Origin of the sequence: Polynucleobacter sp. AP-Reno-20A-A9 (assembly GCF_018882085.1) — a bacterium.
GTDB lineage: Bacteria > Pseudomonadota > Gammaproteobacteria > Burkholderiales > Burkholderiaceae > Polynucleobacter.
Genome location: NZ_JACVPB010000010.1, coordinates 49,619 through 68,249 on the forward strand (window position 1 = coordinate 49,619; position 18,631 = coordinate 68,249).

Genomic DNA, 18,631 nt, shown 5'->3' on the forward strand with positions numbered 1-18,631 from the left:
TTTAAGGCAATTTTTTATAGAGTGAAATTAGCGCTCCCTAACTTGTATAAGCTATTGATTTTATTAACTTATATATGCTTTCGGAGATCTATATACGGGATCTCCCGGATTCCTAGATCAATAAGTTATTGATTTTTAGTTCTTTATTCTTGACTTGATATAAGAAACTTCTTAGGATGACCCATGTTTTTAAGATATTGCAATGCAGCATAAAACGGTAATCTAGTTTTTTGAGGTCTTGCAAACAATGAATGAGTAAATGTTTAGCTAACAATTTGAGCGATATGAAGAATGCGCAGTCAAGTGTTTTGACTGCTAAAGAGCTGCTAGCGCACGCCATGGCTCCTGCCTATCGAGTCATAAATGGCTTACTTGTCTTAACTGTATTTATGGTGGTTGGGCTTTGGCTTTCAGGCAACGGTACCAATGCCGGCCCTTTTGATCTGGCTCGTATTCTGGTTCCTGAAGAAGCGCGCCATCTGGTTTGGAGCAACGGTTTTGGGATGCTCAATCAATACAAAGAGTCCAATGCAGCAGCGGCTGCTCAAACCGCTGATACCGAGATCGCGGCGGTGATCTATAGCAAGTCAAAAACTCCTATTGCATCTGGTTTAACTAGCGCCAAGCAGCAGACTGTAGCTTTGTTGATGCCTTCTGTGGCGCAAATGCAGGTGAAGTCAATTTCTCATCTGTCTGATCGCATTCCAACGTCCAAGATTGATCCCCAGGCTTTGGATAGCAACTTAATGGGCTCGATTCAGAATCAACGTGCTGTGGCTGACTTCTTTGAGAAGAAATACAGTCTCGACCGCGCCAAGATTGAAGAGTACGTTTCAAATACGATCTTGATTGCAAAAGAGGTCAACATCGACCCGGTACTTTTGTTGGCAGTGATTTCAGTGGAATCTAACTTCAACCCAAACACCAAGAGTCATGCTGGTGCTGAAGGTCTCATGCAGGTAATGACCTCGGTACACAAGGATAAGTATGCAATCTTTGGCGGAACTTCTGAGGCTGCTAAGCCTGAAGTCAATATCCGTGTTGGCGCCTATATTTTGAAATACCTGATTGCCACGGCTGGTTCATTGCGTAATGGCCTGAAGTATTACGTTGGTGCTGCGAATGCTGAGGATGATGGCGGCTATGCGGACAAAGTGATGGCTGAAAGAAATCGCCTGATTGGTTTGTGTCAAAACCGTTCATCTAATCGCTTGACACTGAACGGCAAGGATCTACGCTCTTAAGTTTTCAGCTCTTGAATGGACAGAAGACTATAAAAAGCCACCCGAGGGTGGCTTTTGTTTTGCTGCCTTTTGCTGATGGCTTAGTTAACGCCGTGGAGCTCAACATCAAATATGAGGGTAGCATTTGGAGGAATGACGCCGCCTGCACCGCGAGGGCCATAGCCCATCTCAGAGGGAATGATCAGGGTGCGTTTGCCACCAATTTTCATGCCAGCCACGCCTTCATCCCAGCCCTTGATGACATGTCCAGCGCCCAGAGGGAAGCTAAAGAGCTGGCCACGATCTAAAGAACTGTCAAACTTTTGACCTTTGTGGTCAGCCGCTTTTTCATCATAGAGCCAGCCGGTGTAATGCACGTCCACATGATTGCCTTTTGTAGCTTCTTTGCCTTCGCCTACAACGGTATCGATTTTTTTGAGTTCACTCATGATGTTTTCCTATTTCACACAAATTGATTGGCTAGTATATTCTGAGCTCTGTAAATTCTTTCGGTAATAATGCTTTAGCAAAAATGTATGACAAATTATTGGCCAAATTCTGCATATAGCACCCTGACAATTAGTTCCGATGATCAGTTGTTGGTGACAGACGACTTTTTGCGTACTTATATGCAGAGGCCGGAGCTCAAGCTGGTTCCTGAATCCTGTCCTATCGAGCGCTCGCTGCATCAGCGTCTGACTGAAAACCCTCGCACAGAACTCGCTGATGATGAAATCTCGGCGATGGCTGATGAGGATATTCAGGAGAACTATCGTGTTTGGCTGCGTTATCGGAAGCGTTTATTGGCGGCAAGCTCCCTAGAGAATTTTTATATGAGTTTATTTAAGGGTGAGGGAGTAGACGTGCCGCCATTATTTATTGCTCAGCTTGCCCAGATTTTCATAAGACATATTCTTGGTAAGGATGCGCATCCATTAGAAGCGCGAATGGGTGAGCTTTTTTTCAGAACTCAAAAGATTACCATTATTGATGATGGCATTGTGATGGGCGCAGATGATGAGGTAGTTGCTCGTAATGCCCAGGCTAGTGATACCGGCAACATCATGGATTTACTTAAAGGTAAGTCAATGACAATGCGTTCAGCCGATCTGGATGTTCTGCACGAAGACAATGCCGACATCTACTGGACGCGAAACGAAGATTTTGATTTGGCGGTTCAGTTAAATTTTGGGCATGAGCCCATTAATCATTTTTGTCGCGTCTTGGAGAAATGGATAAAACATTTTCTAGGTATTGGCGTACGCATTACGCCGATGCAGCAAATTACTGATCCTAAGTGGTCATGGCATGTCGGCTTAGATGCAGCCGCTACAGAAATACTTAATAAGCTTTACAACAAAGAATTGGTTGAGGCAGATGAGTTGCAGAAAGTGATTTGTTTATTTCGCCTAGACTTTATTGATGAGGCTGCTGTTGCTAAGGCGCAGGCTGGTAAGCCGGTATATATGGCCATTGCCATGAACGACCAGCAGCAGCTGAAGTTAAAGCCTCAAAACCTATTGTTTAACCTGCCGCTAGCAAAAACTTCTTAAGCCTGCACTCGCGATTTTCTACGCTGCTCAGCAAGCCAGAAAATCGCCAGACCGCTCACTACAACGGGGATGAGGGATCCCCAGTTCAGGATGCTCCAACCATGTGAAGTGACTAGGGCACCCGATCCAAAGGAAGTGAAGGCCATAGTTCCGAAAACACAGAAGTTAATGGCAGCCTGTGCTTTGTCACGCTCATTGGGTTGATATGCAGTCATTGCTAAAGAAGTAGCGCCAGTAAATAAAAAGTTCCAGCCAACGCCGAGCAAAAATAAGGCGATAAAGAATTGATGGAGATCGGTTCCAGTCAGTGCGATTGCAATGCAGATGAAGTTCAGAAACACCCCGGTCCCCATCACTTTCAATACCCCAAATCGTTGGATGAGTGAGCCTGTAAAAAATCCGGGAGCAAACATGCCAATCACATGCCACTCCAGAACTAAAGCGGTGTCCGAGAATGGTAATCCACATATTTGCATCGCTAAAGGTGTGGCGGCCATGAGTAGATTCATAACCCCATACCCTAATGCTGCACCAATGATGGCAACCATAAAGACGGGTTGCTGGAGGATGACTTTTAAAGGGCGTCCATCAGTAAGTGCATGCTGCGCCTTGAGTTCTTGTGGAAAGCGAATGAACTGCATCACGAAGATGCCAATGAACCCGGCAATGGATAGAGTGAGATATGCCCCCAGAAAGGCGGTATCAAATAGATCTCGCGTCCAGGAGGCTAGATTGGGTCCAATGACTGCACCAAGAATGCCACCAGCAAGCACCCAAGAGATCGCCTTATCGCGTTGACTCTGGTCTGTCAGTTCTGCTGCAGCAAAGCGGTAGAGCTGCCCATTGGCGCTGTAATAACCTGCAATAAAGGTCCCCAAGACTAAAAGCCAAAAGTTTCTTGTAATGGCGGCGTACGCGCATAGAAGTGCTGAGAGCATTGCTACTAGCAAGCCTAGCTGGAAAGAGACTCTGCGCCCAAAGTAGTTTTGAGATTTGGCCACAATGGAGGTGGAAAAGGCGCCCCCGACAACATAGCCCATGACGGGTAGGGTGGCCATCCAGCTGGCTGGTGCCAAGCTAAGCCCTACTAGCCCATTGATGGCGATAAAAGTGACGTTATTGGTGAGGAATAGCCCCTGACAAATGATCAGCAGCACCAGGTTTTTGTTAAGTAAAGGATGTTTGCTGGTCATGGCTTGCAGTGTACGGTGAATTTGCAGTGGAAGTTGTCTCGGGGGATTCCCTTAAATTGCCCTTTATCAGGCGCTTTAAGGTGCAAAACCACCATTTTTGCTAGGTCCGATGATTTAAAATGGAAATCTCGCCTCATTGGCAAAAGATGCGCTAAAAGCGACTTGCAAAATGTGGATTTGAGGGCGACAGGGTAAAAACCTGACTCTGTAATTTTTTCAATATTGAGGAAACATTCATGGCTTCAGAGAAATCAAAGATTATTTATACGCTGACAGATGAGGCGCCACTTTTGGCCACTCGCGCATTTCTGCCAATTATTCGTACTTTTGCAGCTCCTGCTGGCGTGGAGATCGTGACGAGTGATATTTCAGTTGCTGCTCGTATCTTGGCTGAGTTTCCTGAATGCCTGACCCCTGAGCAGCAAGTTCCCAATAACTTGGCTGAGTTAGGCAAAATGACTTTATTGCCTGATACCAACATCATTAAGTTGCCAAATATTAGTGCTTCCGTACCTCAGCTACTCGCAGCCATTAAAGAGTTGCAAAACAAAGGTTACAAGATTCCTGATTTTCCTGAAGATCCAAAAACGGATGAAGAAAAATCCATTCGCACTCGTTATTCCAAATGCCTAGGTAGTTCAGTAAATCCTGTATTGCGCGAGGGTAACTCTGATCGCCGCGCTCCTCCTGCTGTGAAGCGTTACGCTCGTAAGAATCCACACTCGATGGGGGAGTGGAGTCAGGCATCTCGTACTCACGTTTCTCATATGCATGGCGGCGATTTTTACGCTGGTGAGAAGTCTATGACGTTGACTAAGGCTTGCGACGTGAAGATGGACTTGGTAACCAAGAGCGGTAAGACTATCGTTCTTAAACCAAAAGTCTCTTTATTGGCTGGCGAAATTATCGACAGCATGTATATGAGTAAAAAAGCCCTTTGTGATTTTTATGAAAAAGAAATCGAAGACGCTTATAAGACCGGCATGATGTTGTCCTTGCACGTCAAGGCAACCATGATGAAAGTTTCTCATCCAATCGTGTTTGGTCACGCAGTAAAGATTTTCTACAAGGATGCTTTTGCAAAACACTCTAAGCTATTTGAAGAGTTGGGTGTGAATGCCAATAATGGTATGAGTAGCCTGTACGAAAAGATTCAAACTTTGCCAGAATCTAAGCGCGAAGAAATCATTCAAGATTTGCATGCCTGCCACGAGCATCGTCCAGCATTGGCGATGGTGGACTCTGCTAAGGGTATTACCAACCTCCATTCTCCAAGCGATGTGATCGTGGATGCTTCCATGCCAGCAATGATTCGTGCTGGCGGAAAAATGTGGGGTGCTGATGGTCGTTTGCATGACACGAAGGCAGTCATTCCTGAAAGCACCTTTGCCCGAATCTATCAAGAAATGATTAATTTCTGTAAGACACACGGTAACTTTGATCCAACGACAATGGGTACAGTACCTAACGTCGGTCTGATGGCTCAACAGGCTGAAGAGTATGGTTCACACGACAAGACTTTTGAGATTCCTGAAGCGGGTGTAGCCCGTATCGTTGCTGATGATGGCACCGTATTGCTTGAGCAACATGTGGAAGAGGGCGATATCTGGCGTATGTGTCAGGTTAAAGATGCGCCAATTCGTGATTGGGTGAAGTTGGCCGTGAATCGCGCGCGCCTCTCCAACACCCCAGCAGTATTCTGGCTCGACGAGTACCGTCCGCACGAAGCTGAATTAATTAAGAAGGTGCATACCTACCTCAAGGACTACGATCTGAAGGGTGTAGATATTCAAATCATGTCCCAGACACGAGCAATGCGTTACACCTTGGAGCGTGTGATTCGTGGCAAGGACACTATTTCTGTGACCGGTAATATTTTGCGTGACTATCTCACTGACTTATTCCCAATTATGGAATTAGGTACAAGCGCAAAGATGTTATCCATCGTGCCTTTGATGGCTGGCGGCGGCCTGTTCGAAACGGGCGCTGGTGGTTCAGCCCCTAAGCACGTTCAACAGTTGGTAGAAGAAAACCACCTCCGTTGGGATTCACTTGGTGAGTTCATGGCTTTAGCTGTATCTCTTGAGGATATCGGTGATAAGACTGGCAACAATAAGGTGAAAATCTTGGCCCGCACTTTGGATGAAGCAACTGGTAAGTTGCTAGATAACAATAAATCGCCTTCACCGCGCACTGGTGAGTTAGATAACCGTGGCAGCCAGTTCTACCTTGCTATGTACTGGGCTGAAGCATTGGCTGCTCAAACAGAAGATAAAGAATTGCAAGCGCACTTCGCTCCTTTGGCAAAATCTTTGATTGAGAATGAGCAAAAGATTGCGGATGAACTCAAGGCAGTTCAAGGTAAGCCAGCGGATATTGGCGGTTACTTCATGCCTGATTCGGAGAAGTTTGAAGCAGTAATGCGTCCTAGCGCTACATTGAATGCAGCTTTAAAGGCGGCCAACGCGTAATAGGTGTAAGCGATAAGTACCTAATTTTTTAGATTAGGTTTAGCATTAAAAGGCAAACTTTCGAGTTTGCCTTTTTTATTTGCCCCACCTATTTTTTAAGTTATGTCTAAACCAAAAGACCTGGTTGAATTGAGTTATCTGAGTGAAGCTATCTCGGATATGTCTTTTCTTGGCTTAATGCGATTGCTCGAGTCCGCGCGAGTATTTAATCAAAAAAATGGTGTTACGGGCATTCTCTTTTATGACAACCAGCAGTTTGGTCAAATCATAGAGGGCGAGCGCGCTAGTGTCATGAAGGTTTGGAAACGCATTCAGGAAGACAGACGCCATCATCGTGTTGAGCTTTTAGAAATTGCTGAAATTACTGAACGTAGCTTTCCAGATTGGTTGTTACGCTTTTATGGTGGGGAGACCCTCACCCGAGACTATCCAGAGCTAGCTGATATGGTTGGGGGTATGGATAAGCATAGCCTGGCGTTAATGAACAAAATGCGCGCGAGCCTCTCTTAAGCAAAAAATTGCCATCGGTAGCAAAATAGGTTTATTCCATCCCCGGGAGGGCGCAACATGCGTTTTACTGATAAGACCATTCTTACGAGTGATATCACTCCAAAAGCTGTATTTGAAAACCGCCGCAATATTATTAAGACTGCGGCTGCTGGGGGTTTTGGCATGGCCCTGGCGCCCTGGTTCTCCAGGGACGCGCTTGCTGCTAACCCAGAAAAGCTAGCCGCTACGCTCAATCCCGCATACGCAAATAAAGAGGATTTGACGGCCCTGAAGTACGTCACCAGTTACAACAATTTTTATGAGTTTGGCACCGATAAGGCGGACCCAGCAGCGTATGCAGATACTTTACAGACAAGGCCATGGACTATCTCAATCGAGGGCTTGGTCAAAAAGCCAATGACGCTGGATATCGATGCGCTCCTGAAGCTGGCTCCCATGGAGGAGCGAATTTATCGGATGCGTTGCGTTGAGGGTTGGTCTATGGTCATTCCTTGGGATGGTTATTCACTCTCTAAACTTATTAATAAAGTAGAGCCACTGGGATCTGCAAAGTATGTGGAATTTATTTCCTTGGCTGATCGAAAGCAAATGCCGGGAGTGAAGAGCAATATTATTGATTGGCCTTATCGTGAGGGTCTGCGCATGGATGAGGCCATGAATCCACTAACGTTGCTGACTTTTGGTCTATATGGTGAGGTCTTGCCCAAGCAAAATGGCGCCCCAGTCCGCATAGTGGTTCCCTGGAAGTATGGCTTTAAGAGTGCCAAGTCCATTGTCAAAATTCGTTTTACTGAAGAGATGCCTAAGACCAGTTGGAATCAGTTTGATGCACGTGAGTATGGCTTCTATTCCAATGTGAATCCTCAGGTGGATCACCCACGTTGGAGTCAGGCAGTTGAGCGTCGTATTGGCGATCCCAAAGGAATGTTTGCGCCAAAGATTAAAACCCAAATGTTTAATGGCTATGGTGACCAAGTAGCCAGTATGTACACGGGTATGGATCTGAAGAAGTACTATTAGTAATGAACAAAATTTATTCAGTATTTTTTAGTACCTGCATTTTTTTGTTTAACTTTTCTGCGTATGGGCAGGGAAGCGATGTACCGGTAAAGACGATTCCATCTCTAGATGTGCAGCGTTATTTAGGTACTTGGTATGAGATTGCCAAATATCCTAATTGGTTTCAGAAGAAGTGCATTAGTAATACCAAAGCGGTCTATTCGGCTAGGACTGATGGCACGCTAAAAGTATTAAATAGCTGCAAAACTGCTGAAAGTGATGTTTCAGAGGCTGAGGGCACAGCAAGGCAGATTGGGGCAAAAGACTCTCCCAAGCTTGAAGTGCGATTTGCACCCGCATGGTTGGCCTTCATACCTTTGGTATGGGGTGATTATTGGGTGATTGACCTGGATGCTCAGTATCAAGTGGCTGTCGTGAGTGACCCTCGCCGTGAATATCTTTGGATTCTGTCCAGAACCCCGCAGTTAGATAAAAAAGTCTATGAAGACACCTTGGTGCGCATACAGGCACAACAGTTTGATGTACGTAAGTTAGAGTTAACACCACAAGCAAGCGCCAAGTAAGCACAAAGTAACCAAGCTATGACTATGCATTTGCTGCCCCCAGGGATTGAAGTCTTTGAAAGAGGCTGGCTGTCCGCTAATAATATTTTTCACTTTGGTGAACATGATGTCTCCTTGGTGGATTCTGGATATTGCGCTCACCAAGACCTGACTATCACCTTAGTTCAGAGCGCTTTACAAAAGCATCACCTATTGAAATTAAATAAGATGGTCAATACCCATCTACATTCGGATCACTGTGGTGGCAATGCGGCTTTGGTAGAGGCTTTTCATTGCGAGGTATATATTCCAGCTGCAGAAGCAATGGCGGTTAAAAACTGGGATAGCGCTTTATTAAGTTACGACAACCTCGGTCAGGAGTGCCCTCAGTTTCCCCATCACGGCGTATTAGTTCCGGGCGAAGAAATATTGTTAGGAAGATATATTTGGAGGATATTGACAGCGCCAGGGCATGATCCACATTCTGTCATGTTGTACCAGCCAGATCATTGCATCTTGATTTCGGCTGATGCCCTATGGGAAGAGGGCTTTGGGGTAATTTTCCCTGAGCTCTGGGGTGAGTCAGGTTTTGAGGAGGTGGCGCAAACCCTGGATCTGATTGAGACTCTGCCAGTGAACCTGGTGATTCCTGGGCATGGCGCACCTTTTGTAGATGTTTCCAAATCTCTTGCCACAGCAAGATCAAGATTGGATTACTTAGCCTCTGATCCAGATCGCAATGCACGCCACGGCGCTAAAGTGTTGCTGAAATATCGTCTCTTAGAGTGGCGCAGTCGTGATCTTGCGCAAGTGAATGCATGGATTGCGCATACGCCAGCATTAATTAGCGCAGCAAGACAACTCAATATGAGTATGGATGAATTTACGCAGTGGCTACCAAAAGCTTTGGTGAAATCAGGCGCAGCAAAACTAGAGAATGAGATCTTGGTTGATCTTGGCTGATCTTTTTTATCGCTTGGCTTAAAAGCTAAGTGAAATTTTTCCGTATACGGTCCAGTTGTAAAGTTGATAAGTCTGCACAACTTGCTTGGCTCCACCGATGGCGATTAAAAGATTTTTATTAATGCGCTGAGTCACCATAGCATCGATTGGTACAAACCAGCCGCCACCTGCCGAGTTATAAACGGCGCCATTTTCATCCCAGAAGCGGAGCTGAGTGCTGGAGGTCAGATTGAGGCCGACCGTTGGATAAAGCTCGAGGTGATTATCTACGGGGGGTAAACCGGAGGCTGTGGGTGCCTTGCGATTAAAGCCCATCATGTATCTGGCGAGAGGTGAAATATCCGCAAGGATATTTTGGCTGCTACCTGCAGGCCTAAAGGAGGTGCTCACCTGAGGTCCTGCTAGCCACTGGCCTGTGCTACCGAGTGGGGCTAATATTCTGGCCCCAATATTTGCAAACCAATCGGCTTGACCACCCCAAATTGTGAGCATTGCATTGTTGGGTGAGTAGGTGCCGGTGGATTGTGCGGCAAGTGTTGGTCCATAGGCGGCCGTATAAGCAGTGTCCAATCTCATGGTTCCATGCCAGCTACCAAGATTTAAGGGGTTGTAATAGCGTAATTTAAGCGTGTCAGCATAGTTATCGGCACCCTGGGCGGCATGATAGCCCCAAAACTCTAGAATGTGATCTTGAGATCTTTCTTGAGATGCATTAACGAGCCCTAAAATAGGTGTGGGAGAGGGTTGCTCCGTTGCGCACGCTAGAGCGGCAGGAATGCATAGCAATGAAAAAGTGAGCGCACGCAGGAATACCATATAGGCATTAATATTAAATTACAAAACACTATTTACTAAAGATTTAAAGAGGAAGCATGGAACACACTGTATTGGTTACTGGCGCTACCGCAGGATTTGGAGAGGCAACTGCCCGACGCTTTTTAGCTCATGGTCACAAAGTGGTTGCGGTTGGCAGGAGGTTGGATCGTTTAGAGGCCCTAAAGAGCTCCTTACCTGCTGAGCAGCAGAAAAAACTTCACACCTTGGTACTGGATGTTTGTGACAGCACTCATGTAGACACTCTGGCCAGTACTTTGCCGGCAGAGTTTTCTAAAGTGACTGTTTTAGTTAACAACGCCGGTCTTGCTTTAGGTCTTGAGCCAGCTTACCAAGCAAAGATTTCCGATTGGGATCAAATGATTGATACCAATATTAAAGGTTTAGTTCACATGACTAGGGCCTTTTTACCTGGAATGGTTGAGCGTAAATGCGGTCACGTTATTAATATAGGATCGGTAGCAGGTCTGTATCCCTACCCCGGCAGTAATGTATATGGTTCTACGAAAGCATTTGTTAAGCAATTTAGTTTAAATTTGCGCGCTGACTTATTGGGAACGCCCTTGCGCGTCACCTGTGTTGAACCAGGCTTAAGTTCGGGTACCGAGTATTCGAATGTTCGCTTTAAGGGTGATGATGAAAAAGCAGATAAAGTCTATGAAGGTGTTCACGCCTTAAGTGCGGATGATATTGCGGAAGCAATTTATTGGACTGCTACTTTACCTGCGCATATGAATATCAATGCCCTTGAAGTGATGCCGGTTCAGCAATCATTTGCTGGCACAACCTTGCATCGAGGCGCCTTATAAGGTCTAAGGCTTCCAGTGATAAAACTTGGGGTACACGCGCATGACTACGGGGCCATCAAAGTCCCATGACTTGCAGGTGCCCAAGTAAAGCGGTGGCTTATCGCCATTCGGATCAAAGAATGCCCCTGGAATGGATTGATAAGCTGCGGTGGCAAGGTTGAAGAGAAGTTCGCGCAAATGCGTGCAGCCTTTAATTCCACCAAGGTGGTTATCAATCGTTTTTCGCCAGCCCTTACCTAGCCGCTCTCCAATGAGGGAATCCATCGGCGGAATAGCTGCTGTGCATTCTGCATGGGGTTGCCCATCCATGACTGCTTCAATCCCTTTGATGACAAACTCTTTATCAAGCGTGACTCGTACCCACATATCATGAAAGGCTTCGCCCGGCTGCCAGGTTTTTGCACTTGTTTGAAAAGGGTTTGTCTTGAAATCTTTGAGATGACCCTCGATATCCCATAAACCATCTTCCCTTGCATAACCCTGAAAAGTAATTTCTCGGGTATGTAATAGGGAGCGTGGTTTTGGGGTGGATAGCATGGTGATGGGACTATTTAATTGAGGGTTATCTAATGATAATGAATTGCAGCATATGAATGCTCAACTCAATGGGGGCCTGCTCTGTAGTATGCTCTGCAGCATATGGCAAAACCTATTTCCCTAGAAAAAATTCTTTTTAGCCAAGGCTTTGGTACCCGTCGCTATTGCAGTGATTTGGTATATGCCGACCTAGTTAAAGTGAACGGCGCGTTGGCTGATGACCCGGAAGAAAGAATTGCCACCGACAATCTGATGCTGAACGTAGAGGGTAAAGACTGGGAGTATCACGAGAAAGCTTATCTTGCTTTTAATAAGCCAGCGAATTACGAGTGCTCGCATAAAACGACACACCATCCCAGTGTTTATAGCTTGCTACCTAGTCCTTTTGTTGAGCGGGGACTCCAATGCGTTGGGCGCCTGGATTATGACACCACCGGATTGCTCTTGATCTCGGATGATGGTCAGTTTATTCATAAGATGACGACCCCAAAGAAAAATATTGGTAAGGTCTATGAAATCACAACACCAGAGCCGATTACGCAAAAACAAATTGATCATTTGATGAGTGGCGTTGTGCTTGATGATGACCCAAAACCTTGCTATGCCACAGCATGCAAGCAAGTATCTGAACATGTCCTAGCAATGACGATAGTTGAAGGGCGCTATCACCAGGTAAAGCGTATGATGGCAGCTGTTGGAAATCATGTCGCCAAATTGCACCGTACTGAAATTGGGGCATACCGAATGCCTACAGATTTGGCAGAAGGTGAATGGCGCTGGCTCTATCCAGAAGACTTAAAGCAGCTCTCGCAAAGTGTTGCTGTTTAAAGGAGATTCTGTGTTGGTTGATGGCATCGATTTGAAAAAAGAAATTCCGTTGTGGTCTTTGCAGGCCTGTGGCAAAAAGATATCGAGGGGGTTTACTTTTGTAGACTTCAAAAAAGCTTTTGAATTTATGACGCTCTGTGCGCAGTATGCGGAAGAAATTGACCATCATCCAGATTGGTCAAATACTTGGAATAAAGTGACTGTGGAATTGAGTACGCACTCAGTCGGCGCTTTAACTAAACTAGATATTCAGTTGGCAAAGGCAATGGATGCCTTTGCTTCCCAAGTAAATCAACACTGATTAGTGTTCGTCGCCTTCGTGCTCTTCCTCATTCATGCTCATGAGGATGGTAGCTAGCAAGCCATAGACTACTTCGGTGGAGATCATGCCATCTTCATCTAGTTCATCAATTAAGTCGTTCAGACGGTCTTCGGTTGGCTCGTTGAGCAAGGTCATTGCACACTCGCACCCATAGTCAAAATCTTCGTCATTCTGGGTTTGGTTCTCTTCAGTCATATTTATCCTTAATTGAGCTTTCAGGATAGCAAATTACAGCCTAATTCGATAGGGTTTTGCCCTAGACCGAGACATTTATGTGCGAGCGCAAAAAGTTCAGAATGATTTATAGTCTTTTGAAAACAAAACCATAGGAGACAACATGCAATTAGACATTAATGGTCAGGTGCAGAGTATTGATGTAGAGCCAAATATGCCCTTATTGTGGGCTATTCGGGAAGTGGTAGGACTCACTGGTACGAAGTATGGCTGTGGAGTTGCGCAATGCGGAGCCTGTACTGTCTACCTCAATGGTGAGCCAGTACGTTCTTGTTCAATTCCAGTATCTGCCGTTGGTAAAGCCAAAATTACCACCATTGAAGCACTCTCTAAAAACAATACGCATCCAGTACAGCAAGCATGGGTTGCACTCGATGTGCCTCAGTGCGGTTATTGCCAATCAGGCCAAATCATGGCAGCAGCCGCTCTTTTAAAGAGGAATCCAAAGCCTACGGATACAGACATCGATAATGCAATGGGTAATTTATGTCGTTGTGGAACGTACCAAAAAATTCGGGATGGAATTCATGTTGCCTCCGGTCAAAAGAAGTTGGCGGATGTTTTAGCGCAGTACAACGCCACTCCTGCGACACGTGGTTAAGGAGAAGAACATGACAACACAAAAACAAACTCCTGATTTAGAAAATTCTTCTCGTCGTGATTTCATCATCAAGGGCACCATGCTGGGTGGTGGGCTTATGCTGGGGATAGGCGCTTTACCCGATGCCGCATTCGCTCAGGCTAGCGCGAAATATGACCCGAATACGCCAACTCAAGCAGGTGATGCTGAAGTCAATGCTTGGGTCAGCATTAAGCCAGACGATACTGTCTACATCAGAATTGCTCGATCAGAGATGGGGCAGGGCACTCGTACGGGGCTGGCTCAATTGGTTGCTGAGGAGCTCGAGTGCAATTGGAAAAAGGTTAAAACTCAGTCAGCTACGCCAGGACAAAGTTTGGCGCGCAAGCGCGTGTGGGGTGAGCACGGTACTGGTGGTAGCCGTGGCATTCGAATCTCTGAAGATTATGTGCGCCGTGGCGCAGCAGCAGCTCGCATCATGTTGATGCAGGCAGCTGCCAATCAATGGAATGTGCCCGTTGCAGAGTTGACTGTAGATAAGGGTGTGATCACACATAAAGCAACAGGTCGAAAAACGACCTATGGCAAAGTGGCCGAGCTGGCATCTACCTTAACTCCGCCTGATCCCAAGTCGATCACCTTGAGGGACCCTAGGGATTGGAAGATTGCTGGACAACCTTATGCGCGTTTAGATACTGCCAATAAGGTTAATGGATCAAAAGTATATGGTGTTGATTTACAGCTTCCAGGCATGCTCTGCGCTTCTGTAAAAGCTTGCCCTGTCTTTGGCGGCAAATTAGTGAGTTATGACGAAGCCAAAATTAAAGAAATGCGCGGTGTGAAGGGTGTTGTCAAGATTGATGACAGTACTGTAGCGGTGGTAGCTGATACCTGGTGGCATGCGAATACAGCACTCAATGCAATGCCCATTGTTTGGGACGAGGGTAAGGCTGCCAACGTCTCACAAGATGGCATTAATAAGATGTTGCGCGATGGTTTGGATGAAGAGGGTGACTTTTGGCAGCGTAAGGAAGGTGATGCACCTGCCGCCATCAATAGTGCTGCTAAGAAAGTAGAAGCCATCTATTACACGCCTTATCGTGCACACGTCACGATGGAGCCTATGAATGCCACCGTCAAAATCACGGGTGACCGTGCAGAAGCATGGGTGCCAACTCAAAATGGCGAAGGTTCGCATGCAGCTTTATCTGAAGCTACTGGATTACCGCTCGCGAATTGCGAAGTATATAAATTGGATTCTGGTTGTGGCTTGGGTCGTCGTGGATCTACACAAGACTTCACAACCTTTGCCGCCAAAGTGGCGCAAAAGTTTCCAGGGGTGCCGGTCAAAGTAATTTGGAGTCGAGAAGAGGATATGACTCATGATTACTACCATCCGATAGCGATGGCAAAAATGACTGCTGGGGTAGATAGTTCTGGCAATTTGACAGGCATGCATATTAAAGTTGCCGGTCAATCGATTAATGCCACATTGGCGCCACAGGCCATCAAAAATGGAAAAGATGAGCGTCAGCTCCAGGGCTTCTATGAGAAGGGTCCTGATGCGCAGCTTGGCTATACTTTCCCGACACTCTTAACAGAGTATGTAATGAAGAATACCCATGTGCCAGTTGGCCCATGGCGTGGCGTAAACACCAACCAAAACGGCATCTTCATGGAATGTTTTATGGATGAGTGCGCTAAGGCGGCAGGTAAGGATCCTGTGAAATTTAGGCAGGCGCTTATGCAAAGTCATCCAAAGCATTTGGGAGTGCTCAATGCTGCTGCGAAGAAGGCGGATTGGGATAAGCCTTTACCAGCAGGAACCTATCGTGGCGTTGCTCAGTTTATGGGCTATGCCAGCTACTCTGCTTGCGTTGCTGAAGTGACTGTACAGAATAATGTAGTGAAGGTTACGCGCTTGGTATTTGCCTTAAATTCTGGGCATGTCGTTAACCCCTACTTAACTCGAGAGCAAATTGAAGGTTCTGTGGCGATGGCATTGGGCGCAATCTTCTTACCAGAGATCTCGGTAGAAAAAGGCCGCATCAAACAGCAGAATCTGGATACCTACCCAATATTGAAGTTATCGGCCACACCAAGAATTGAAACAGTTTTAGTGCCGAGTTTTGATTTTTGGGGTGGAGTGGGTGAGCCAACGATCTGCGTAGTTGGCCCCGCCGTTGCGAATGCCATTTCTGCTGCGATTGGTAGACCGGTTCGAAACTTCCCGCTGAGCAAGGAAGGTCTGAGTTTGGCTTAGTTTTAGCTTAAGTTTTAATCGTATTGCAATTAATTAAACGACCCCATTGATTCTGAATCAATGGGGTCGTTTAATATGGCTTATGAATTTGATTAAGACATCGGTCTTCTTGCTTTCTTTGCTGCCCTTAGCTCGCTTAGTTTGGCTTGGCGATCACGAAGGTTTGGGTGCCAATCCAATCGAATTCATTACCCGCTCTACCGGTACTTGGGCGCTGGTCTTTTTATGTATTACGCTGGCGATGACTCCGTTACGCTTAATCACAGGTTTGACTGCTTGGATCAAGTTACGCCGCATGTTGGGGCTCTTTTGTTTCTTCTATGCTTGCATCCACTTTTCGATATGGTTCTGGTTGGACCAGAACTTAGATATTCGGTCAATGTGGAGCGATGTTGTAAAGCGCCCTTTTATTACGATGGGCTTTCTGACTTTGGTATTGCTAGTGCCCTTAGCGTTGACATCGAATCAGTGGGCTGTGCGCCAATTGGGCAAGCGTTGGACTTTATTGCATAAGCTGGTGTACTTGATCGCATGTACTGCGATAGTTCACTATTGGTGGCATAAGGCGGGTAAAAATGATTTAGGAACAGTCTCGATTTATGCGGCAGTTATTTTTCTATTACTGATGAGTCGTATCCCAGCAGTCAGAAATATTCTCCAGAGTTGCCGAAGTAAGTTGCTTAGATGAAGTAATGACTGCTGCCATACAATGAGTCCCATGAATACATTCTTCTCGAGGTTAAGCTCAATCCTGTTGTTGATGGGTGTTTTGGCCTGTTCTCAAACCCCTCCCTTGCCCCCTGGGTCAACGACTTATTCCCCATATACTCCTGGGCAGGTTCAGGAGTTCAATAGGCAGTCCTTGTCTCCGGTTGAAGGGCCGTTTGGCCCGGTAGATCCAAGAGCAGAAGATGCTCGTATTGCTAAAGAGCGCGCATTGGATGCGAAACTTTATAAACAACCACAGGGTGAAGAGGAGGCTGAGGCAATCGAAACACAATCAGCCGATCCTTATCAAGCAACAAAGCCTGTTATTACTTTCTAGGCTAGCGTTAGCTCAGGAATAGAGTCTATTTGCAATAGCGCTTGCGCTTCCTCTGTTGTGGCGTTGAGCCATGCATCAAAGAGTTCAGGTCGCAAGGGCACTACGGTACGTTTCTCATCTTCGGGTTTATGCATACGCTGCATCACTGGGTGATTGCTGGCATCAATTGTGAGCATAGAAAATGAAACGATCAGTTCACCAGTTTCCGATTCAGTCCAGGTGTCCCAGATAGAGGCAATGGCCATCGGTTCGTGATTAGCTTGCTTGATAGCAGTTCGGACTGGTTTACCAGATTCATAACAAGGCTCATAAAAAGCGTCCGCCAAGGCTAAGGCGAAATGCCGCTTAGTCCAGGCGAATTTATAAGAAGGCTTTTCGGCTACCGTTTCAACTCTGGCGTTATAGGTTTTTCTGCCGAAGGTTTCTTCTTTGGCCCAGGATGGCAATAAGCCAAAGCGTGCCAAGCCAATCGCGGTACGGTCGGTATTGTGACTTTTGAGGATGATGGGGCCTGGGTAGGTCGGAAATACATCGTGAGCGGTTGATGTCGGTAAATCGAGGTCAAAGTGGGTTTTTACCCAATCAACATTTACGGTAGTGAGATATTGAACGCACATAGGTACATTTTACTGTGGCTTATTCAGGTTTGACCCATGCCTACTGGTACTATTGAGGCTAAATTTTAGAAAGATATCTCCCTTATGAAACCTTTTTCCTCTGTATTCAATCCAATGTTAGTGCGCTTGATTGCCGCAGGTGTATTGACGAGCGCGCTTGTTAGCGGCACTTATGCGCAACAGAGCGGATTACCCATTAATGCCGCAGCTTCTGTTAATGGAACCATCATTACCAATGACATGGTGGAGCAGGGAATTAAGGTTGCCCTTTCTCAGGGGCAAAAAGATTCTCCAGAGTTACGCAAAGTCGTGATTGAGAAGTATATTGAAGTGCTCTTGCTTTCACAGCAAGCAGAGAAAGATGGTTTAGCAAATTCAGAAAAAGCCAATACACAGCTGATGATGATTCGCCAAAATTATTTAGCAGATCTTGAGTTGTCTACATATATGGCTAAAAATCCAATTGCTGATGCTGATGTTCAGGCTGAATACAACAAAGAGATTGCTTCCTTAGGTCCTCAAGGGATGATTAATGAATACAAAGTGAGCGATATCGCTGTCGCCACTGAGGCTGATGCTCAAGCAGCATTAGCGCGTATTAAAAAAGGTGAGCCATTTGATAAGGTTGCAAAGAGCGTTTCATTAGCGCCAAATAAGGTGCAGGGCGGTGCTGTAGGTTGGATTCAGCCTGGTCAAGTAGCACCACAATTGGCTTCTGTGTTGATGACTCTTTCTAAAGGCCAGGTTTCTCCAGCGCCAATTCAGATGCAGCAAGGTTGGTATTTAATCAAGTTAGAAGATAAAAAATCGAGCAAGCCACCAGCATTCGAGCAAGCTAAGGCGGCTATTCGCGCCGGCATGACGCAAAGAAAGCAATATGAGTTCTTGGGCCAGATTGCAAAAGATGCAAAGATTGTCGTTCAGTGAAAGAGCAATGCTTTCCTGTGAAAAAGGACTCCTATGAACTGACCCACAAAAGTTGGACATCCAATCCAACTCAAAAGGGTCAGTCTCATGTCCAAATACAGCAAAGACTTTAAGCTAGAAGTCATTCATCACTATCTGTCAGGTAAAGAAGGATTTACCG

The 18,631-nt window shown here is 46.0% G+C and carries 21 protein-coding genes; 15 read left to right on the top strand and 6 right to left on the bottom strand.

Annotated features, from left to right (window positions below; translation table 11 throughout):
* Positions 1–251 precede the first annotated feature (251 nt).
* Positions 252–1,244, top strand: coding sequence for a transglycosylase SLT domain-containing protein (locus ICN39_RS09130; RefSeq protein ID WP_216233726.1), 993 nt, complete (start codon positions 252–254; stop codon positions 1,242–1,244).
* Positions 1,245–1,324: 80 nt separating this feature from the next.
* On the opposite strand, the gene ICN39_RS09135 is transcribed toward ICN39_RS09130, so the two are convergent.
* Complete coding sequence (locus tag ICN39_RS09135; protein ID WP_216233727.1) at positions 1,325–1,672, bottom strand: FKBP-type peptidyl-prolyl cis-trans isomerase; 348 nt, start codon at positions 1,670–1,672, stop codon at positions 1,325–1,327.
* An 87-nt stretch (positions 1,673–1,759) separates the two neighbouring features.
* Here ICN39_RS09135 and ICN39_RS09140 point away from each other — a divergent pair, with 87 nt between their 5' ends.
* On the top strand, positions 1,760–2,776 hold the full coding sequence (locus ICN39_RS09140) for a DUF6352 family protein (RefSeq protein WP_216233728.1): 1,017 nt from the start codon (positions 1,760–1,762) through the stop codon (positions 2,774–2,776).
* Here the strand turns inward: ICN39_RS09140 and ICN39_RS09145 are convergent.
* Complete coding sequence (locus tag ICN39_RS09145) at positions 2,773–3,969, bottom strand: MFS transporter (protein ID WP_216233729.1); 1,197 nt, start codon at positions 3,967–3,969, stop codon at positions 2,773–2,775. The genes ICN39_RS09140 and ICN39_RS09145 overlap by 4 nt on opposite strands.
* A gap of 236 nt (positions 3,970–4,205) precedes the next feature.
* Between ICN39_RS09145 and ICN39_RS09150 the strand changes: the two genes are divergently transcribed.
* From ICN39_RS09150 to ICN39_RS09170, 5 genes are all read left to right on the top strand, one after another.
* Positions 4,206–6,440, top strand: coding sequence for an NADP-dependent isocitrate dehydrogenase (locus ICN39_RS09150; protein ID WP_216233730.1), 2,235 nt, complete (start codon positions 4,206–4,208; stop codon positions 6,438–6,440).
* Between the two features lie 102 nt (positions 6,441–6,542).
* A complete protein-coding gene (locus ICN39_RS09155; RefSeq protein WP_216233731.1) occupies positions 6,543–6,950 on the top strand; it encodes a BLUF domain-containing protein in 408 nt (135 codons plus the stop codon).
* Between the two features lie 57 nt (positions 6,951–7,007).
* Entirely contained in the window at positions 7,008–7,970 is a 963-nt protein-coding gene (msrP, locus tag ICN39_RS09160) for a protein-methionine-sulfoxide reductase catalytic subunit MsrP (RefSeq protein ID WP_216233732.1), read from the top strand.
* A 2-nt stretch (positions 7,971–7,972) separates the two neighbouring features.
* On the top strand, positions 7,973–8,533 hold the full coding sequence (locus ICN39_RS09165; protein WP_216233733.1) for a lipocalin family protein: 561 nt from the start codon (positions 7,973–7,975) through the stop codon (positions 8,531–8,533).
* Positions 8,534–8,551: 18 nt separating this feature from the next.
* Positions 8,552–9,475 (top strand): MBL fold metallo-hydrolase, encoded by a 924-nt coding sequence (locus ICN39_RS09170; protein WP_370623721.1) that lies wholly within the window; start codon positions 8,552–8,554, stop codon positions 9,473–9,475.
* 18 nt (positions 9,476–9,493) lie between these two features.
* Here ICN39_RS09170 and ICN39_RS09175 read toward each other — a convergent pair whose 3' ends face one another.
* Positions 9,494–10,291, bottom strand: coding sequence for a hypothetical protein (locus tag ICN39_RS09175; RefSeq protein WP_255532421.1), 798 nt, complete (start codon positions 10,289–10,291; stop codon positions 9,494–9,496).
* A gap of 56 nt (positions 10,292–10,347) precedes the next feature.
* Between ICN39_RS09175 and ICN39_RS09180 the strand changes: the two genes are divergently transcribed.
* Positions 10,348–11,118, top strand: coding sequence for an SDR family oxidoreductase (locus ICN39_RS09180; RefSeq protein WP_072583164.1), 771 nt, complete (start codon positions 10,348–10,350; stop codon positions 11,116–11,118).
* A 3-nt stretch (positions 11,119–11,121) separates the two neighbouring features.
* On the opposite strand, the gene ICN39_RS09185 is transcribed toward ICN39_RS09180, so the two are convergent.
* Complete coding sequence (locus tag ICN39_RS09185; protein WP_216157562.1) at positions 11,122–11,655, bottom strand: DUF2889 domain-containing protein; 534 nt, start codon at positions 11,653–11,655, stop codon at positions 11,122–11,124.
* A gap of 102 nt (positions 11,656–11,757) precedes the next feature.
* Here ICN39_RS09185 and ICN39_RS09190 point away from each other — a divergent pair, with 102 nt between their 5' ends.
* The gene (locus tag ICN39_RS09190; RefSeq protein ID WP_216157559.1) at positions 11,758–12,483 is read left to right on the top strand and encodes a pseudouridine synthase; all 726 of its coding nucleotides are present in this window, start codon (positions 11,758–11,760) and stop codon (positions 12,481–12,483) included.
* Positions 12,470–12,784 carry a 4a-hydroxytetrahydrobiopterin dehydratase gene (locus ICN39_RS09195; protein ID WP_370623722.1) on the top strand — a complete coding sequence of 105 codons (315 nt, stop codon included), beginning with the start codon at positions 12,470–12,472 and terminating at the stop codon, positions 12,782–12,784. The genes ICN39_RS09190 and ICN39_RS09195 overlap by 14 nt, the downstream gene beginning before the upstream one ends.
* Here the strand turns inward: ICN39_RS09195 and ICN39_RS09200 are convergent, their stop codons facing one another.
* Complete coding sequence (locus tag ICN39_RS09200) at positions 12,785–13,000, bottom strand: hypothetical protein (protein ID WP_068322043.1); 216 nt, start codon at positions 12,998–13,000, stop codon at positions 12,785–12,787.
* Between the two features lie 142 nt (positions 13,001–13,142).
* Here ICN39_RS09200 and ICN39_RS09205 point away from each other — a divergent pair, with 142 nt between their 5' ends.
* The 4 genes from ICN39_RS09205 (at position 13,143) to ICN39_RS09220 (ending at position 16,927) form a co-directional block, all read left to right on the top strand.
* A complete protein-coding gene (locus ICN39_RS09205) occupies positions 13,143–13,640 on the top strand; it encodes a (2Fe-2S)-binding protein (RefSeq protein WP_216233734.1) in 498 nt (165 codons plus the stop codon).
* Positions 13,641–13,650: 10 nt separating this feature from the next.
* Positions 13,651–15,882, top strand: coding sequence for a molybdopterin cofactor-binding domain-containing protein (locus ICN39_RS09210; protein ID WP_216233735.1), 2,232 nt, complete (start codon positions 13,651–13,653; stop codon positions 15,880–15,882).
* Positions 15,883–15,964: 82 nt separating this feature from the next.
* On the top strand, positions 15,965–16,570 hold the full coding sequence (msrQ, locus tag ICN39_RS09215) for a protein-methionine-sulfoxide reductase heme-binding subunit MsrQ (protein WP_216233736.1): 606 nt from the start codon (positions 15,965–15,967) through the stop codon (positions 16,568–16,570).
* 30 nt (positions 16,571–16,600) lie between these two features.
* Positions 16,601–16,927: a hypothetical protein gene (locus ICN39_RS09220; protein WP_255532424.1), complete on the top strand. Its 327-nt coding sequence runs from the start codon at positions 16,601–16,603 to the stop codon at positions 16,925–16,927.
* On the opposite strand, the gene ICN39_RS09225 is transcribed toward ICN39_RS09220, so the two are convergent.
* On the bottom strand, positions 16,924–17,544 hold the full coding sequence (locus ICN39_RS09225; RefSeq protein ID WP_216233737.1) for an SOS response-associated peptidase: 621 nt from the start codon (positions 17,542–17,544) through the stop codon (positions 16,924–16,926). The genes ICN39_RS09220 and ICN39_RS09225 overlap by 4 nt on opposite strands.
* Positions 17,545–17,628: 84 nt before the next feature.
* Here ICN39_RS09225 and ICN39_RS09230 point away from each other — a divergent pair, with 84 nt between their 5' ends.
* Positions 17,629–18,471 (top strand): peptidyl-prolyl cis-trans isomerase, encoded by an 843-nt coding sequence (locus tag ICN39_RS09230; RefSeq protein ID WP_255532425.1) that lies wholly within the window; start codon positions 17,629–17,631, stop codon positions 18,469–18,471.
* The last annotated feature ends 160 nt before the right edge of the window (positions 18,472–18,631 follow it).

Coding starts and splice junctions, on each gene's coding strand:
- ICN39_RS09130 (WP_216233726.1), top strand. CDS start 252: ATGAGTAAATGTTTAGCTAACAATTTGAGCGATATGAAGAATGCGCAG.
- ICN39_RS09190 (WP_216157559.1), top strand. CDS start 11,758: ATGGCAAAACCTATTTCCCTAGAAAAAATTCTTTTTAGCCAAGGCTTT.
- ICN39_RS09200 (WP_068322043.1), bottom strand. CDS start 13,000: ATGACTGAAGAGAACCAAACCCAGAATGACGAAGATTTTGACTATGGG.
- ICN39_RS09230 (WP_255532425.1), top strand. CDS start 17,629: ATGAAACCTTTTTCCTCTGTATTCAATCCAATGTTAGTGCGCTTGATT.
- ICN39_RS09140 (WP_216233728.1), top strand. CDS start 1,760: ATGACAAATTATTGGCCAAATTCTGCATATAGCACCCTGACAATTAGT.
- ICN39_RS09225 (WP_216233737.1), bottom strand. CDS start 17,544: ATGTGCGTTCAATATCTCACTACCGTAAATGTTGATTGGGTAAAAACC.
- ICN39_RS09150 (WP_216233730.1), top strand. CDS start 4,206: ATGGCTTCAGAGAAATCAAAGATTATTTATACGCTGACAGATGAGGCG.
- ICN39_RS09145 (WP_216233729.1), bottom strand. CDS start 3,969: ATGACCAGCAAACATCCTTTACTTAACAAAAACCTGGTGCTGCTGATC.
- msrQ (WP_216233736.1), top strand. CDS start 15,965: ATGAATTTGATTAAGACATCGGTCTTCTTGCTTTCTTTGCTGCCCTTA.
- ICN39_RS09165 (WP_216233733.1), top strand. CDS start 7,973: ATGAACAAAATTTATTCAGTATTTTTTAGTACCTGCATTTTTTTGTTT.
- ICN39_RS09180 (WP_072583164.1), top strand. CDS start 10,348: ATGGAACACACTGTATTGGTTACTGGCGCTACCGCAGGATTTGGAGAG.
- ICN39_RS09210 (WP_216233735.1), top strand. CDS start 13,651: ATGACAACACAAAAACAAACTCCTGATTTAGAAAATTCTTCTCGTCGT.
- ICN39_RS09135 (WP_216233727.1), bottom strand. CDS start 1,672: ATGAGTGAACTCAAAAAAATCGATACCGTTGTAGGCGAAGGCAAAGAA.
- ICN39_RS09220 (WP_255532424.1), top strand. CDS start 16,601: ATGAATACATTCTTCTCGAGGTTAAGCTCAATCCTGTTGTTGATGGGT.
- msrP (WP_216233732.1), top strand. CDS start 7,008: ATGCGTTTTACTGATAAGACCATTCTTACGAGTGATATCACTCCAAAA.
- ICN39_RS09205 (WP_216233734.1), top strand. CDS start 13,143: ATGCAATTAGACATTAATGGTCAGGTGCAGAGTATTGATGTAGAGCCA.
- ICN39_RS09185 (WP_216157562.1), bottom strand. CDS start 11,655: ATGCTATCCACCCCAAAACCACGCTCCCTATTACATACCCGAGAAATT.
- ICN39_RS09170 (WP_370623721.1), top strand. CDS start 8,552: ATGACTATGCATTTGCTGCCCCCAGGGATTGAAGTCTTTGAAAGAGGC.
- ICN39_RS09175 (WP_255532421.1), bottom strand. CDS start 10,291: ATGGTATTCCTGCGTGCGCTCACTTTTTCATTGCTATGCATTCCTGCC.
- ICN39_RS09155 (WP_216233731.1), top strand. CDS start 6,543: ATGTCTAAACCAAAAGACCTGGTTGAATTGAGTTATCTGAGTGAAGCT.